The organism is Mesorhizobium oxytropidicola (genome assembly GCF_056174625.1).
The window spans coordinates 736,097-752,421 of the sequence record NZ_CM149692.1 but is presented as its reverse complement, the minus strand read 5'-3'; the positions used below and the strand labels follow the sequence as shown (position 1 = coordinate 752,421).

At 62.5% G+C, this 16,325-nt stretch carries 11 protein-coding genes; 8 read left to right on the top strand and 3 right to left on the bottom strand.

Going from position 1 to position 16,325, the window contains the following annotated elements; all coding sequences use genetic code 11:
* Positions 1-1,025 precede the first annotated feature (1,025 nt).
* Positions 1,026-2,585 carry a vWA domain-containing protein gene (locus AC0V8S_RS03635; protein ID WP_475436848.1) on the bottom strand — a complete coding sequence of 520 codons (1,560 nt, stop codon included), beginning with the start codon at positions 2,583-2,585 and terminating at the stop codon, positions 1,026-1,028.
* Positions 2,586-2,792: 207 nt separating this feature from the next.
* On the opposite strand from AC0V8S_RS03635, the gene rtcR reads away from it, so the two are divergent.
* Positions 2,793-4,391, top strand: a complete 1,599-nt coding sequence (rtcR, locus tag AC0V8S_RS03630; protein WP_475436847.1) for an RNA repair transcriptional activator RtcR — start codon at positions 2,793-2,795, stop codon at positions 4,389-4,391.
* A gap of 79 nt (positions 4,392-4,470) precedes the next feature.
* On the opposite strand, the gene AC0V8S_RS03625 is transcribed toward rtcR, so the two are convergent.
* Positions 4,471-4,620 (bottom strand): hypothetical protein, encoded by a 150-nt coding sequence (locus AC0V8S_RS03625; protein ID WP_183464604.1) that lies wholly within the window; start codon positions 4,618-4,620, stop codon positions 4,471-4,473.
* A 266-nt stretch (positions 4,621-4,886) separates the two neighbouring features.
* Here AC0V8S_RS03625 and AC0V8S_RS03620 point away from each other — a divergent pair, with 266 nt between their 5' ends.
* From AC0V8S_RS03620 to AC0V8S_RS03590, 7 genes are read left to right on the top strand one after another with little or no spacing between them, the layout of a single operon-like run.
* Complete coding sequence (locus AC0V8S_RS03620; RefSeq protein ID WP_475436846.1) at positions 4,887-5,981, top strand: transporter substrate-binding protein; 1,095 nt, start codon at positions 4,887-4,889, stop codon at positions 5,979-5,981.
* Entirely contained in the window at positions 5,978-6,580 is a 603-nt protein-coding gene (locus AC0V8S_RS03615) for an ANTAR domain-containing response regulator (protein ID WP_183464606.1), read from the top strand. The genes AC0V8S_RS03620 and AC0V8S_RS03615 overlap by 4 nt, the downstream gene beginning before the upstream one ends.
* On the top strand, positions 6,558-7,466 hold the full coding sequence (locus AC0V8S_RS03610) for an ABC transporter permease (protein WP_475436845.1): 909 nt from the start codon (positions 6,558-6,560) through the stop codon (positions 7,464-7,466). The genes AC0V8S_RS03615 and AC0V8S_RS03610 overlap by 23 nt, the downstream gene beginning before the upstream one ends.
* Complete coding sequence (locus AC0V8S_RS03605) at positions 7,463-8,383, top strand: ABC transporter permease (protein ID WP_475436844.1); 921 nt, start codon at positions 7,463-7,465, stop codon at positions 8,381-8,383. The genes AC0V8S_RS03610 and AC0V8S_RS03605 overlap by 4 nt, the downstream gene beginning before the upstream one ends.
* A 45-nt stretch (positions 8,384-8,428) precedes the next feature.
* Positions 8,429-10,072 carry an ABC transporter substrate-binding protein gene (locus AC0V8S_RS03600; RefSeq protein ID WP_475436843.1) on the top strand — a complete coding sequence of 548 codons (1,644 nt, stop codon included), beginning with the start codon at positions 8,429-8,431 and terminating at the stop codon, positions 10,070-10,072.
* Positions 10,062-11,006 carry an acetamidase/formamidase family protein gene (locus AC0V8S_RS03595; protein WP_475436842.1) on the top strand — a complete coding sequence of 315 codons (945 nt, stop codon included), beginning with the start codon at positions 10,062-10,064 and terminating at the stop codon, positions 11,004-11,006. The genes AC0V8S_RS03600 and AC0V8S_RS03595 overlap by 11 nt, the downstream gene beginning before the upstream one ends.
* Complete coding sequence (locus AC0V8S_RS03590) at positions 11,003-12,808, top strand: ABC transporter ATP-binding protein (protein ID WP_475436841.1); 1,806 nt, start codon at positions 11,003-11,005, stop codon at positions 12,806-12,808. The genes AC0V8S_RS03595 and AC0V8S_RS03590 overlap by 4 nt, the downstream gene beginning before the upstream one ends.
* A gap of 25 nt (positions 12,809-12,833) precedes the next feature.
* Here the strand turns inward: AC0V8S_RS03590 and AC0V8S_RS03585 are convergent, their stop codons facing one another.
* Positions 12,834-16,280: a glycoside hydrolase family 99-like domain-containing protein gene (locus tag AC0V8S_RS03585; protein ID WP_475436840.1), complete on the bottom strand. Its 3,447-nt coding sequence runs from the start codon at positions 16,278-16,280 to the stop codon at positions 12,834-12,836.
* Positions 16,281-16,325: the final 45 nt, after the last annotated feature.

Here is a 16,325-nt window from a genome sequence, read left to right as displayed (position 1 = left end):
CGCTTTCCTGAAGCGAGCCGCGTCTACCTGTAGTCTCGCAGGCATTCGTCCTGTTCATTCGGTCTGGCGACAAGGGTCGGCAAGACAATAACTGAGCTACTTCCATCCTGAGACGGAAGGGATGGTTTGAACATCCGACCTTCCGCGACTTTCGCCGCGGACGCTCTGTCCCTGTAGTCCTGCCTGCATTCGCCATTCATTCTCTTCCCTCGGCGGGCGACAAGTCGATGCGAGAAACCGATCGATCAACCGACCGACGGGCGGATTCGAACCGCCAGATCCCAATGTATTCCCGCAGGCATTCGCCCTGTTCAATCGGCTGGCGACAAGGATCGGCAAGACGACGCTTGACTGCGCCACCCCGCTCCACGGAGCGGGAGAGTGATTTGAACACCCGACCTCCCGCCTTTCGGCGGGCGCGCTACCTGTAGTCCTGCCTGCATTCGCCATGTATTCGCGTCGCCGCGGCGACAAAGGATGATGAAACACCGGGAGTTCCGCTCGTGCCAGAGAGCGCCAGCAAGGTGAGGAGTCGAACCTCACGGAGCATCCCGTTATGGTGCTGTAGTTCCATCCGGCATTCGCCGCGGCTGTTCCTTGCGAGGTGTGACGACAAGTCTGTTGTGAAACTGCCTTTCTGCTCTACCGACTGAGCTACGGAGCCGATTGGCAGCTCCGGCAGGAATCGAACCCGCGACCCGAAAGTTAGGATGTAGTTCCACAGGCATTCGTCACGCCGTTTGTTGAGTCCCTTTCTGTCCAGTTGCGACCGAAGCCGCGCAAAAAAGTCGTCGGGCATGACGACAAGGTTTGACGAAACGTCCCGCTCTACCGCTGAGCTACGGGTCCATAGTGGCGAACCCGACGGGATTCGAACCCGCGACCTGGAGGTGAACAGCCTGTAGTTCCATCGGCATTCGTCATGCCCAGAAAATTTGTTCCGGTGGTCCCGGCGGGCGCACCGCCGGGACCTTTTTGTTTGACGCAATTCCGGACGGAAAAGCGCTCACTTTTCCTGGAATTGCTTAGAGTTCGACCGCCTCGATCGTGCGCACCCAATGGTCCGGGTCGCCGCTCGAGGACAGCATCGTGCCCACCACATCGAAGACGCGGTCGGAGAAACCACCGACATTCAATATGTCGGCCCGCGGCTTGGCCTGCGTCGTCGCATAGGGTTGGATGTCGATGCAGACCAGCTTGGCTGCCGGGTTCAACCCCTTCAGCTTCTGCCATTCCTGCATCGTCGCCGTCCCCTGATGCGCATGCGCTGTCGCATCCACCCAGGACTGGTTGTCCGACACGAACACCACCAGGTCGACATCAGCCTTCTCACGCACCAGCCGTGCCAGCGGAGCCGAACAGTTGGTTCCGCCACCACCGATGGCGGCAAACTTTGCGGCGTTGGTCATCACCGTGTCGCGAGCGTTGAGGCGGATATCCACCACATCGTTCTCGAACGGCAAGACCCTCGCCGTCGGGTTGCGTCGCAGCATCGCGGCGGCCACCAAGGCAGCCACGTCGATGCAACGCACGGCCGAGGTCGCGCCCTTGCGGTAACCGGTCGCCGGCGAGCCCATCGAGCCCGAAACGTCCGGACACACGACCACCTTGCCCTTGATGCGGGGCACGTTGCCGAGCGCAATTTCCATTGCATCCTGCAGCGCGTCTCTGACCACGCCGGGCACCTCCGCACCGGCCATGGTGAACGCCACCATGAGCTGATACGGGAACACCCGAGCACGCCGGACCTCTTCCGGGTCACGCAGCCGCGCCGCCAGCTTTTCGCCGAAACCTTCCACTTCGAACACGCCGTTGCGGGCGAAAGTGTTCAGGTTCTGGCGCAGCATCTGCCAGCCGGCCGTCGCCGCGATCTGCGCCCAATGCTCCCGCGACAGCGGCATCGAGGTGAGCATCTGGAACGGCACTTCCGGCACGGGCAGCGACGGATCACGCTTGAAGGCCTCGAATGCCTTGACCACGTCCGGCAGCACCGCCACATCATGCGGCTTGCCGATCAGGTAGCCATAAAGCGCCTCACGCGACGCCGACTTCGGCTTCGGGTGAACCATCTTGATGACATCGGCCAGCGACGGATCATTGCCGACCGCGGCCCGCATGATCTCGAAGTCGGCCGCCTGCTCAAGCCACGCCTGGACAAGCCGCTTCGGCCGCGTGCCGAGCGACTTGCGCCCGGTGGCGCCCGAACGCATGACCTGCACGAAGTTGCGCAGCATCTTGCCGTTCCTGACGATACGCCCGAAAGCCCGGTTGAACTCGTCACCCTGCATCGCGGACAGAACGGCCAGCAGCAGTGCCGGCATGTCCTTCATGTAGCCCTGCTCGGAAGCGTGGACGGCGGTGCGCGCCAGGAACCCCGGCTCGACCTGCCACGCCAGCTTCAGCACTTCGTCCAGCTGCTCACGCGGCTCGGCATAGAAGGTCGCGTTGAACGTGCCCGTCGCCGCCAGCTGCGCCAGGGCCTGATGCGGCGACAGGCGGTAAGCCCTGGCGCCTTCACGGTTCCTGGCATCAGCCGGCGGGAGCAGCTTTCCTGCAATCGTCGCAAACACGGATTTGTTCGCCATTGTTCTCATCCTTCATTTTCACACCAGCATCATTGCAGGCAGCGTGCCAGTTTGAAGAATGAGCGCGTATCGATCCGCTCAAATTCAGCTAGTTATTTGATTCAACAAGGAAATAAAAACGAGCTGACAGCTATGCTCCCTCTGGCCTTGTCCAGGGAGAGCCTGTATAGTGATCTAAAAATCTCGCAACTTATATCACAGGATAAAATGAAACGACGCGTTGCGATTGGCATTCTCGGCACAACGCTCGATGCCGGCCGTACCGAAGACCGCTGGCGGAAGTGGCGGCCAACGGTTGCGCTGTGCCAGCAGCCGGGATTGTTCATCGATCGGCTGGAGCTCATCCATGGGACCCAGTCGCGGCAACTGGCCACGCAAATCATTGCCGACATCGAGCAGGTCTCGCCCGCCACCGAGGTCAGGCCGCATCTGATCAGCATGCGCGACCCCTGGGATTTCAGCGAGGTCTACACTGGCCTGCGCGATTTCGCCCGCGCCTATCAATTCGATCCGGAGAAGGAAGACTACCTCGTCAACATCACCACCGGCACCCATGTCGCGCAGATCTGCTGGTTCCTGCTCACCGAGGCGCACTTCATCCCGGCGCGGCTGCTACAGCTTTCGCCGCGCAAGGAGGGGCGTGACGAGGACGTCTCCGGCAGCCATTCAATCATCGACCTCGATCTGTCGCGATACGATGCGATCGCCACGCGCTTCACCGCCGAGCACGACGAGGCGACATCCTTCCTGAAGTCGGGCATTGCCACCCGCAATCCCGCGTTCAACCAGATGATCGACCAGATCGAGAAGGTGACGATCCGCTCGCGCGCGCCGGTTTTGCTCACCGGCCCGACAGGCGCGGGCAAGTCGCAGCTGGCCAGGCGTATCTACGAGCTCAAGAAAGCACAGCGACAGGTTTCCGGCGCCTTCATCGAGGTCAATTGCGCGACTTTGCGCGGCGACCAGGCGATGTCGACCCTTTTCGGTCACGTCAAGGGCGCCTTCACCGGCGCCCAGAACGAGCGTGCCGGGCTGATGAAGTCGGCCAACAAGGGCGTGCTGTTCCTCGACGAGATCGGCGAGCTTGGCCCCGACGAGCAGGCCATGTGCCTGCGCGCCATCGAGGAAAAGCGCTTCCTGCCGGTCGGCGCCGACCAGGACGTGATGTCGGATTTCCAGCTTCTGGCCGGCACCAACCGCGATCTGTCGATCGGCGTGAAGGAGGGCAAGTTCCGCGAGGATCTTTTTGCGCGCCTGAACCTGTGGACCTTCCAGCTGCCGGCGCTGCGAGACCGCAAGGAAGACATCGAGCCGAACCTCGACTTCGAGCTGCGCCGCTTCGGCGAGCGGGAGGGACAGAACGCCACCTTCAATAAGGAAGCCCGTGACCTCTATCTGAAATTCGCCGTGGCGCCGGAGGCGATGTGGCGCGCCAATTTCCGCGATCTCTCGGCCTCGGTGACCCGCATGGCGACACTGGCGCCGCTCGGCCGCATCAACGAGGAGACGGTGCGCGACGAGATCGAACGTCTGGCCAAACTCTGGCGTGCCGGTGAGGCCGACGACCGGGAGGCCATTCTTGGGGAGGTGCTCGGTCCCGAGCGGCAAAGCCAGATCGACATTTTCGACCGGGCGCAGCTGGCAACCGTGATGGCGGTCTGCCGCGACAGCAATTCGATCAGCGCCGCCGGCCGGAAACTTTTTGCCGTCTCGCGGCTGCAGAAGACCAGCGGCAACGATGCCGACCGGCTGCGCAAATATCTCATGCGCTTCGACCTCAGCTTCGAGGACATCGCCCGGAAGTGACAGGTATTTTGGTAAGGCGCGCGAAAGCGGCGCACCGGCATGCGCAGGGTGAGCCCACGACGCTAAGACCCACCGGGGATTATTCGAAATACTCAAGAATGATGATGTAGCCAGCTAAGACAGGCAACCTGACATCGTCATGGTACTCTCTGTTGATTACTTCGCGCTCCGGCTGCCAGATGACGTTAACGACGCGACCGCCGTTGTCAGCAGCCTCATTGAGCTTCAAGTGAAGCACCGTGGCGTCGTCGGGGCAAGTCTCACAGCATAGCGCAATGGCATTGGACCTCCCATGGGTTCAGTTTAGGTGGATCGCGACAAGCGACGGCCTCAAAATTTCAGACCGGGACACTATCCACTTTCCCGCTTGACTGACCAGCCGGACCGAATACCCTAAGGCCAAATACCGGCTCTGATCGCCGGGCGGCAAGAATGCCTCGTATGCCTCGCCCTTGTGGCGCTGGCTGCGGGGCATTTTCATTTCTGGGGTCCTGTTTGAAGCGGCGCATCGAGATCGGCATCCTCTATTCCCGTTCGGGCAGCTATCAGCTCGTCTCCGATGCGTGCCGCATGGGCGCCATGCGCGCCATCGCCGACATCAATGCCGACCGCGGCTCAGGTATCGAGCTGGTGCCGGTGGAGCGCGATCCGCAAAGCAATGCCGACCGCTACGCGACGCTCTGCGAGGACATTTTCAAGACCAGCAGCGCCCGCCATGTCGTCGGCTGTGTCACCTCCTGGAGCCGCAAGGAGACGATCCCGGTGCTGGAGAAGGCGGGTGGCATGCTCTGGTACGCCTGCCCCTATGAGGGTTTCGAGGCCAATGAGCATGTCGTCTACATGCACGCTTGCCCCAACCAGCACCTGGTGCCGCTGATGGCGCATGTCGTGCCGCGCTTCGGCGCCAATGGCTTCCTGCTCGGCTCGAACTATATCTGGGGCTGGGAGATGAACCGCGTGGCGCGCGACCTGATCGCGGACGCTGGTGGCAAGGTGCTGGGTGAGCGCTATCTGCGCATCGGCGAGACCGATGTTTCGCGTCTAATCGCCGAGATCCGGGCGACACGGCCGAGCTTCATCCTCAACAATCTGATCGGCACCTCGTCCTACGCCTTTCTGGCCGCCTATCGCGATCTGGGCGACGAGGATGCGGCCTTCCGTCCGGAATCCTGCCCGGTCATCTCCTGCAACCTCACCGAGGGCGAGCTGCCGGCGATCGGCCAAACGGGCAAGGGCCATCTGTCGGTCGGGCCGTATTTCGCGCCACGGCCGGCCGCCTTTGCCTCGTCCTTCGAGGCCTCCGCCTATGCTTCTGTGCAGGTGATGGCCGACGTACTCTCGCGCGATCCCGATGCCGGCCCGGCGGAATTCTCAAAGGCGTTTGCTGAGACACGGTTCTCCACCCGGCTCGGGCCGATCGCTATCGACGCCCATTCCCAGCACGCGACGCTGCCGGTGATCATCGGCCGGATCGCCGACGGCTTCTTCGAGGTCGTCAGCCGCGAGGATGAGGTTGCGCCGGATCCCTATCTGTCTCGCTACGATCCCGCAAAGACATTTGGCCGTCCGCGCCTGCGGGTGGTGTCGTGACCAGGACGCCGCGCATCCCCAATCTCGGCGGCGCCAGGGCCTTCATCCTGCATCGCCCGCATCCGACGGTGCAGGCGATCACAAGGCAATTGTCGGCGATCGGCCTGGTCACGCTCGATTGCTGGCCGGAACTGCCGCCCGAAGCGCTCGCCGCCGATTTCGTCTTCTTCGACGCCGATCTCGGCTTTGACGAGCAATTCCCGTGGAAAGCCGGCGAGGCGCCGATGCCGCTGGTGGCGCTGATCGGTTCCGAAGCGCCGGGCCGCATCGAATGGGCACTGTCGCACAAGGCCGACGCGCAGCTGTTGAAGCCGGTCGGCACTGCCGGCGTCTACAGCGCGCTGCTGATCGCGCGGCAGAGTTTCGAGGCTCGAAAACATTTAGCCGGCGAAATCGCCTCGCTGCGCCAGCGCGTCGCCGAGCGGCAGACCATCGTGCGCGCGGTGGCGGCCTTGTCGAAAGGCACGGATGACGAGCGCGCCTATGCACAGCTGCGCTCGCTGGCGATGAGCTGGCAGATCAGCGTCGAGGACGCCGCGCGCCGAATCGTGGCAATGACGGATGAGGAAGGCGGCGATGACCAGTCCCATCGCGCCTGATCTGTCGGCAACAGTGCGCATGCCGGCCAAGCCGCGCGCCGGTGTCTGGCGCCGGCTGGTCAAACGCCGTCTGGCTTTGCTGGGCCTTGTCATCGTCGCCATCGTCGTCGCCGGAGCCGTGCTGGCGCCCTGGCTGACCGGCTATGACCCCAACGAGCAGATGTTCGACGGCCTGACCATAGAGGGCTCGCCGCTGCCGCCGGATGCCAAATTCTGGCTCGGCACAGACCTGCTCGGCCGCGACCTGTTGACCCGCATCCTCTATGGCGCCCGCACCTCGCTGATCATCGGCATCGTTGCCAATGGCGTGGCGCTTTTCATCGGTACGCTGGTCGGCGTCACCGCCGGCTATTTCCGCGGCTGGGTCGGCAGTGCGCTGATGCGCTTCACCGATCTGATGATGGCATTTCCGGCTTTGCTTCTGGCCATCTGTCTGGCGGCGGTGTTCCAGCCGAGCCTGTGGATCGTCGCCATGGTCATCGCGCTGGTCAACTGGGTGCAGACGGCGCGCGTCATCTACACCGAGACCTCCTCGCTCGCCGAACGCGAGTTCATCGACGCCGAACGCACCATCGGCGCCGGCGCGCCACGCATCCTGTTTCGCCACATCCTGCCGCATCTCCTGCCGACCATCATCGTCTGGGGCACACTCGGCATCTCGACCACGGTGCTGCTCGAAGCGACGCTCTCCTTCCTCGGTATCGGCGTGCAGCCGCCGACCGCCTCGTGGGGCAACATCATCTTCGAGAACCAGACCTATTTCCAGGCCGCACCCTGGCTGGTGTTCTTCCCCGGCGCCGCGATCCTGGCGCTGGCGCTGGCCTTCAACCTGATCGGCGACGCGCTGCGCGACATTCTCGATCCGACGCAAAGGGGCCGGGCATGATCGCCTATCTCGGCCGCCGCCTGATCCAGTCGCTGCTCATCCTGCTCGGCGTCTCGCTGATCACCTTTGCGCTGCTCTATCTCCTGCCGGCCGACCCGGTGCGCCAGATCGCCGGCCGCAGCGCCACGCCGCAAACGGTCGAGAACATCCGCCAGCAGCTCGGCCTCGACCAGCCCTTCGTCGTCCAGTACTGGCACTATCTGACGAGGCTCATCAGCGGTGATCTCGGCCGCTCCTACATCCAGCGCTCCGAAGTCACCGAGCTGATCGTCTCGCGCCTGCCGGCGAGCCTGCTCCTGATGCTCGGCGCCATCCTGTGCGAGCTGCTGATTGGGCTCTCCATGGGCCTGATCGCCGCCGTCAAGCGCGGCACGGCGACCGACCAGACGTTGATGGTCGCCTCCTTCGTCGGCGTCTCGGCGCCGCAATTCGTTGTCGGGCTTTTGCTGCTCTACGTCTTTGCGGCGCGGCTGAGCTGGTTTCCGATCGGCGGCTACGGCACCTGGCGCCATCTTGTGCTGCCGTCGCTGACCATGGGCATACTCGGCGCCGGCTGGTACGCGCGCATGATGCGCTCGTCGATGATCGACGTGCTGCGCCAGGATTACGTGCGCACCGCGCGCGCCAAGGGCCTGGCGCGCAGCGCCATCATTTTCCGCCATGCTTTGCCCAACGCCATCCTGCCGGTCATCGCCATGATCGGCATCGATATCGGCATCTTCATGGGCGGCATCGTCGTCGTCGAAAGCGTGTTCGGCTGGCCCGGCATTGGCCAGCTTGCCTGGCAGGCCATCCAGCGGGTCGACATCCCGATCATCATGGGCGTCACGCTGGTCTCGGCCTTCGCCATCGTGCTCGGCAATCTCTTGGCCGACATCATCGCGCCCTTGATCGACCCTCGCATCAAACTCAGATGAGCATCAAGCTCAAACCAGAAAACAATCAGAGAAAGGGAACACGACATGAAAAAATTTCTGGCCTTCACCGTGGCGGCATCGGCGCTGGCGCTGATGCTCGGCATGGCAAGCGCCCGCGCCGAGGATACCATCGATCCCAACGCCAAGCAGGGCGGCGCCATCACCATCACCTACAAGGACGATGTCGCGACGCTCGACCCGGCGATCGGCTATGACTGGCAGAACTGGTCGATGATCAAGAGCCTGTTCGACGGGCTGATGGATTACGAACCGGGCACCACCAACCTCAAGCCCGACCTTGCCGAAAGCTACGAGATTTCGCCGGACGGCAAGACCTTCACCTTCAAGCTGCGCCACGGCGTGAAATTCCACAATGGCCGCGAAATGACCGCCGACGACGTGAAATATTCGCTCGACCGCGTCACCAACCCGAAGACGCAGAGCCCCGGCGCCGGCTTCTTCGGCTCGATCAAGGGCTATGACGATGTCTCCGCCGGCAAGGCGACAAGCCTCGCCGGCGTCACCGTCGTCGACCCCTACACGGTCAAGTTCGAACTGACCCGCCCCGACGCCACCTTCCTGCATGTCATGGCCATCAACTTCTCGCATGTCGTGCCGAAGGAAGAGGTCGAGAAATACGGCGCCGATTTCGGCAAGCATCCGGTCGGCACCGGTGCCTTCAAGCTCGCCGAGTGGACGCTTGGCCAGCGCATCGTCTTCGAGCGCAATGCGGATTATTGGCACAAGGGCCTGCCGCACTTGGACAAGATCACCTTCGAGATCGGCCAGGAGCCGATCGTGGCGCTGTTGCGCCTGCAGAAGGGCGAGATCGACGTGCCCGGCGACGGCATCCCGCCGGCAAAATTCCAGGAGGTGATGGCCGATCCCGAGCAGAAGGCGCGCGTCGTCGAAGGCGGCCAGCTGCACACCGGCTACGTCACCATGAACACCACTATGGCGCCGTTCGACAATGTGAAGGTGCGCCAGGCCGTCAACATGGCGATCAACAAGGCGCGCATCATCCAGATCATCAACGGCCGCGCCGTGCCGGCCAACCAGCCGCTGCCGCCGTCGATGCCGGGCTACGACAAGGCGTTCAAGGGCTACGCTTACGACGTCGCCAAGGCCAAGGCGCTGTTGGCCGAGGCCGGTCACCCCGATGGTTTCGACACGCAATTGTTCGCCATGAACACCGACCCCAACCCGCGCATCGCCCAGGCGATCCAGCAGGATCTTGCGGCGATCGGCATCAAGGCCAGCATCCAGTCGCTCGCCCAGGCCAACGTCATCGCCGCCGGCGGCGACAAGGCCGGCGCGCCGATGATCTGGTCGGGCGGCATGGCCTGGATCGCCGATTTCCCCGATCCGTCGAACTTTTATGGCCCGATCCTCGGCTGCGCCGGCGCGGTGCCCGGTGGCTGGAACTGGTCGTGGTATTGCAACAAGGATCTCGACGCCAAGGCGGCCGAGGCCGACTCGGTGGTTGACCCGGCGAAGGCCGTCGAGCGCGACAAGATGTGGAGCGCTATCTACGACAAGATCATGGAAGACGCGCCCTGGGCGCCGGTCTTCAACGAGCAGCGCTTCACCATGAAATCGGCCCGCATGGGCGGCGCCGACAACCTCTATGTCGACCCGGTCCATATCCCGATCAACTATGACAATGTGTACGTAAAAGATGTGCAATAGCTGCGACTACACCATCCATGGACGCCATCATCATTTCGGCTGGGACAATTCCTTTGTCCCGGCCGAGCGGGTGGCGCCTGGCTCGACCATCGAGTTCCAGTGTCTCGATTCTTCCGGCGGCCAGTTGAAGGCCGACAGCACGGTCGCCGACATCGCCAAGCTCGACTTCGCCGGGATCAATCCGGTGACCGGGCCGATCTTCGTCGAGGGCGCCGAGCCCGGCGACGCGCTGAAGGTGACGATCGAGATGTTCAAACCGTCCGGCTTCGGTTGGACGGGGAACATACCGGGGTTCGGCCTGCTCGCCGACGACTTCAAGGAGCCGGCGCTGAACATCTGGAAATACGATGCCGCCTCGCTCGAACCGGCGCTGTTCGGCAAGAACGCGCGCGTGCCGCTGAAACCTTTCGCCGGCACCATCGGCAATGCGCCGGCTGAGATGGGCCTTCACTCGGTCGTGCCGCCACGGCGCGTCGGCGGCAATCTCGACATCCGCGATCTCGCCGCCGGCACCACCCTGTATTTGCCGGTGGAGGTGGCGGGCGCGCTGTTTTCGGTCGGCGACACCCACGCCGCGCAAGGCGATGGCGAGGTCTGTGGCACGGCGATCGAAAGCCCGATGGACGTCGTGCTCAAGCTCGACCTGGTCAAGGATGCCAGGCTGAAGACGCCGCGCTTCACCACGTCCGGTCCTGTGACGCGTCATCTCGACGCTAAGGGCTATGAGGTGACGACGGGGATTGGACCGGATCTGATGACGGGTGCGAGGGAGGCCGTTGCTCAGATGGTGGACCTGCTTGCCGGGCGCTACAAGATAGACCCGGTCGAAGCCTATATGCTCGCCTCTGTCTGCGGCGATCTCAGAATCAGCGAGATCGTCGACATGCCGAACTGGGTGGTGTCGTTCTACTTCCCGCGCTGCGTGTTTGAATGAAGGCCGGCACAGGCAAAAACCGGACCGGGGCAACCGCCCCGGTGACTGCCGGAGCGGTGCTCGACATCGCCAACCTCTCCGTCAGCGTGCGCGGCGAGGAGGGCGAGCGCGAGGTCGTCTCCAATCTCTCGCTGACGCTGGCGCGTGGCGAAACGCTCTGCATTGCCGGCGAGTCCGGTTCCGGCAAGTCGATGACGGCGCTGGCGATCATGCAATTGCTGCCGCAGCCTGCCGCCCGCATATCGTCAGGCGAGATTCGCCTTGGCAATACCGATCTGACTACTCTCGACGAGCGCCGGATGCGCCGCATTCGCGGCGACCGCATCGCCATGATCTTCCAGGAGCCGATGACGTCGCTGAACCCGGTGCTGACGATCGGCCGGCAGCTCACCGAATCCATCGAGGCGCATACCAGCCTGTCACAGGCGCAGGCGCGTCTACGCGCCATCGAGGCGCTGAAGGCGGTGCGCATTTCGGAAGCTGAAAGCCGGCTAAAGCAGTTTCCGCACGAACTGTCCGGCGGCATGCGCCAACGGGTGATGATCGCCATGGCGCTGGCGCTCGAACCCGACGTGCTGATCGCCGATGAGCCGACGACGGCGCTCGACGTCACCGTGCAGGGCGAGGTTCTGGAGCTCTTGCGCGACCTGCAGCGCCAGCATGGCACCAGCGTCATCCTCATCACCCACGACATGGGCGTGGTCGCCGAAATGGCCGACCGCGTCATCATCATGCGGCATGGCCGCATGGTCGAGGAAGGCAAGACATCGGACATTTTTGCTCGGCCGCAGGCCGATTATACGCGCGAGCTGCTGGCCGCCGTGCCGCGCATCGGCAGCGGTGCCGGCCGCCAGAAATCCAGGGATGCGGCGGAAGGTTCGGAGCCGGCAAATGTCGCTGACGTCAAAGACCTGCATGTCCGCTTCGACCTGCGCGGTGGTGTTTTCGGCCGGGTCACCCGCCGTGTTCACGCGGTCGAAGGCGTCAGTTTCTCGATCGCGCCCAACGAGACGCTGGCGCTGGTCGGCGAATCCGGTTGCGGCAAGTCGACCACCGCCAAGGCGCTGGCCGGGCTGGTGCCGTACAGCGGTGACATCGTCGTCGGCGGACGCAATTTGTCGGGCCTTGGCCGCGACGAGCGCAAGGCCGTGCGCCGCGACGTGCAGATGATTTTCCAGGACCCCTTCGCCTCGCTCGACCCACGCATGCGGCTCGGCGACCTCGTCGCCGAGCCGCTGGTCATCCACGGCATCGCCTCGAAGGAAGAGCGCCGGGAGCGCGTGGCGGCACTGTTCGAGCGCGTCGGCCTGTCGGCCGACCAGATGGAGCTCTATCCGCACGAATTCTCCGGCGGCCAGCGTCAGCGCGTCTGCATCGCTCGCGCGCTTGCCTTGCGGCCGAAGCTGATCATCGCCGACGAAAGCGTTTCGGCGCTCGACGTCTCGGTGCAGGCGCGCGTGCTCGACCTGTTGAAGGAATTGCAGCGCGAATTCGGCGTCGCCTATCTCTTCATCTCGCATGACATGGCGGTGGTCGAGAACATCTCCGACCGCGTCGCCGTCATGTATCTCGGCCAGATCGTCGAGATGGGCACGCGCGACCAGGTCTTTTCCAACCCGCGTCATCCCTACACCAGGCGGCTGATCGAGGCCGTGCCGGTGCCGGACCCGGCGCAGCGCAGAAGCCGCTTCGCCCGTCTCGACCAGGAAATCCCGAGCGCCACCCGCAGGATCGGCGAGGCACCGCTGAAACTGGCCCTGCAGGATGTCGGCAACGGCCACCTCGTCACCGCCAGCAATTAAGGCGCGGCCAGCTCACTTCGCCAACTCACGCCACCGGGGAACTGCTCTCCGATGGTCTCGCAGGCAACTCGCCCAATGCCTTTAGCGAATACAAGCTTTCCATCTCTTCCGCCGGGCGCTCGGGGAACTGCCGGTTCCAGAGCTGTACGACATATTCGGCCATTTTCAGCTTGATGGCCAAATCCGTCCCGTATGTGCGCAACACATGGTGATGGATCATCTGCCGTGTGCGCAGCAGGGCCTCTGAATGGGAAGCCATGATGAGGCTGGTTACGCTGTCCCTGTGCCGACGGTGATGGTTGAGCAATGCGGACTCGTAGGCGACGGAGCCGTTACGTATTGCCTCGAGGATAAAGTACCAATCGCCGCTCGTAGGCAGGGACAGGAGGTGCTCGGCGAAATCTGTCGTGATTTCAAACTTCCGAAAAACCGCCGCACTGATGTTGAAGACCGTATTCTTGACGCCCAGCCCGTCGTTGACTTCCTGTTCCGCCGAAACTTGGTAGCTGCGTTTCCATTTGAAATTGGAGAGATCGGTGAGGTACGGGCTGGACGGATAGTCGCCGACGATCTCGCTTCGATCGTTGATGATCTTCGATGCGCAATAAGCAAACTTCACGCTTGGATCGCGGAACAATGGCACGAGGGTTTCGAGGAAAGCCGGGTCGGATACGTCGTCGGCTTCGGCGATCCAGATCAAATCGGCCCTTGCGAGCTCTATGCCCTTGAACCATTGAGGATAGGGCGACCCGGAATTGCTTTCATTGACGATGACACGGGTACCATGGACACCGGCATAATAATCCAGAATCGATTTGCTATCGTCCGTTGACGCATCATCCAGGATGATGAGTTCAAAATCCTGGAAGGACTGCCCCACAATACTGTCCATACGCTCGTGCAGGTAGCGGGCGTAATTGTAGTTCGGCACGATGATCGAGACCGCGGGCGGCTTGCCGGCGACCTTCCGCATCGTCGACAGCAGGCGCGGAAAGACCCGATCGGTGGAAAAATGCCGCCGTGCCTTGGCGCCTGCCTGCCTGCCGAGCTTCCTGCGCAATGGCTGGTCCTGGATCAGTTTCTGCGTGGCATCGGCCATCGCGACAGGATCAGCCCATTTGACGATGATGCCGGCATCGTCCTCGACGAAATCTGGTGCCCCGCCGCTCCCTGCGAAGCAGATCACCGGCAACTCGGCGAATGCCGCCTCCAGCATGACACGGCCGAACGGCTCTTCTCGGGAAGTCAGAAGAAACAGATCGGCAGCCAGAAGATGGCCGCGCACATCTTCGACATCGCCCAGAAATGTGACCTTTTCGCCCAGCCCGTCCGCTTGCAATCTGTCGAGTTGCTGCGACCACGTACCGAAAGCCTCATCCCGTTCCCGCTCCGGTAACGAACCGAGCCAGTAGAAATGATAGTCTTCGACCCCGCGAGCACGAAGAATGCGGGCCACCTCGATAAAGAGGTCGGCACCCTTGCGGAATGGCATTCCGAGGCCGGATCCCAGCACGATGGTCTTGTCCACCGGCCAGCCGGCGCGTTGGCGACTTTCAAGGCGCTGGATTTCCGTACGACTGTGATCGGCGTCGGTTTGCGGAACCGCACTTGGAATGACGTCTATGGCGTTCGCTTCGACATTGTACTCGGCCGCCAGATAGTCCCGGACACTTGGGGAACACGCTATGAATCTCTGCGTGCGCGAGACGACATCCCCCATGTCGTCCCTGGCGTATCGGGCGATGCTCGTTGCCAGTTCCCTGGCATGCGTCAAGATAGGACTGCCCAGTTCACCAAGCAGCGCGTGCACGCGGCCGGTGGCCAGGCTGTTGCAATAGATGAGGTCCGGCCTGCCGCCGAACCAGGCGGTTATGCGTGCCAGCCTTGTAGCGGTGGGCTCGGTCCTCGAAACCAGATCATCCAGAAGGACGGTATCGACGATGCGTCGAAACTCTTCGAACCGTTCACCGCCCGCCAGGCACAGCACCTTGATCTCCAGGTCCGTGTGCGCCTGGAGCCATTTGACGATGTCGAGCAACGACGCCTGCGCGCCACCGAGAACCGCATCGTGCGACACGAACAAGACGCTCCAGGACGGATCCCTGGGCAGTTTGCCGGCAGCTGTCGAAGCCGACAGGACGTACCGCGTCTCCTGCAGATAGGCATAGCCGTAGCGGGCATCGGGCTCGAGATAGGCTCCTTCCGCCCACTCGTTCCAGGCATTGACGAAGATCAGCCGGCTGTCGAAATCGGCAAAACGGTCGCATGTATCGACGACCGCGTTGGTGAGCCATTCTTTGTAGCGGGACGGCGATGCGTTCACCAGAATGTAGGCTGCCTCCATTCTCCGTGCGGTGTTGTCCCAGGAGGGGCAAAGTCCGCGAAACAGCGTGTAAGGAACCTGCGGGTAGGCGCGGCTGCGATTGAGGAGCTCTGCCCAGTCGTAGATCTTTCCCCTGAAACCGCTCTTGAGCGTTGGGATGCTGTCGTTGATCTCGGGGAATCTTCCAAGATTCGGTGGAAACTCGACGGCGGCGTCGAATCCGAATTCGGCGGGATCGCCCATGTCGAACGACTGCGGATAGGCAAGAAAAATCTCGCCGATGCCGGCTTCCCGGCAATAAGCTCTCCAGCGCTGTGCCGTTTCCGTCGCCGACGGAAACAATCCGGGCCGGTAAATCATGAGGAGTGGTTTGCCGCCGACACGGATGTATCGCCGGTCACGGAAATAGCCGGATACATGTTCGATGAAGGCCAAGTCGTCCTCGGGCGAGTGCGATTGCGGGATCAGCACCTCCTGGTCGCGCCCATCCCAACGGCGGCTCCAAGGCTCGTTTGCCCAATTGATACAGAAGCCCAGTTCATGAGCATTATTTTCGACAAATTGGGTGATCGGCATATCGAGGACGCGCTTGCCGTTGAACCAGTAGAAGTGGAAACAGAACCCCGAAATGCCATATTGCATGGCGATCTCGATCTGTTCCTTCTGGATGTCCTTAACCCGCAAATCATAGAAGCCGAGGTCTCCCGGCAGCCGGGGCTGATAATGACCGTCGAACTGCGGCACCGCACGTGTCACATTCGTCCACTCCGTGAAGCCTTTGCCCCAAAAAGCATCATTTTCGGGGATCGGGTGGAACTGCGGCAGATAGAATGCAATCAGGCGCGCCCTCAAAGCGGCCGGTCGCCCCTCGCTGAATCGCGGCACATAGGTGGCGGGTCTCTGGATGTCGCCGGCATTTGTGCCCGGAGCACGTCGGGTGCTGCGCCCCTCAATCTTGCCAAAACGAATGTAGTGATCCAACGGATTCATCGACGCGACAGCCACGTCGGGATATTTCGTCAGGTAGTATTCGTTGTCGAAGTTCGGACTTGGGTTCCGGGACTCGGCGACACCGTGCCGGATGTAGTGCAGGATCGGATCTTTCCCGCTCCTGACTACATCCGGATTTTGAACGAGATACCACGACACATCGAACAGCCCGCTGGCTCGAATTCGTTGACGGAGCCGAAATCT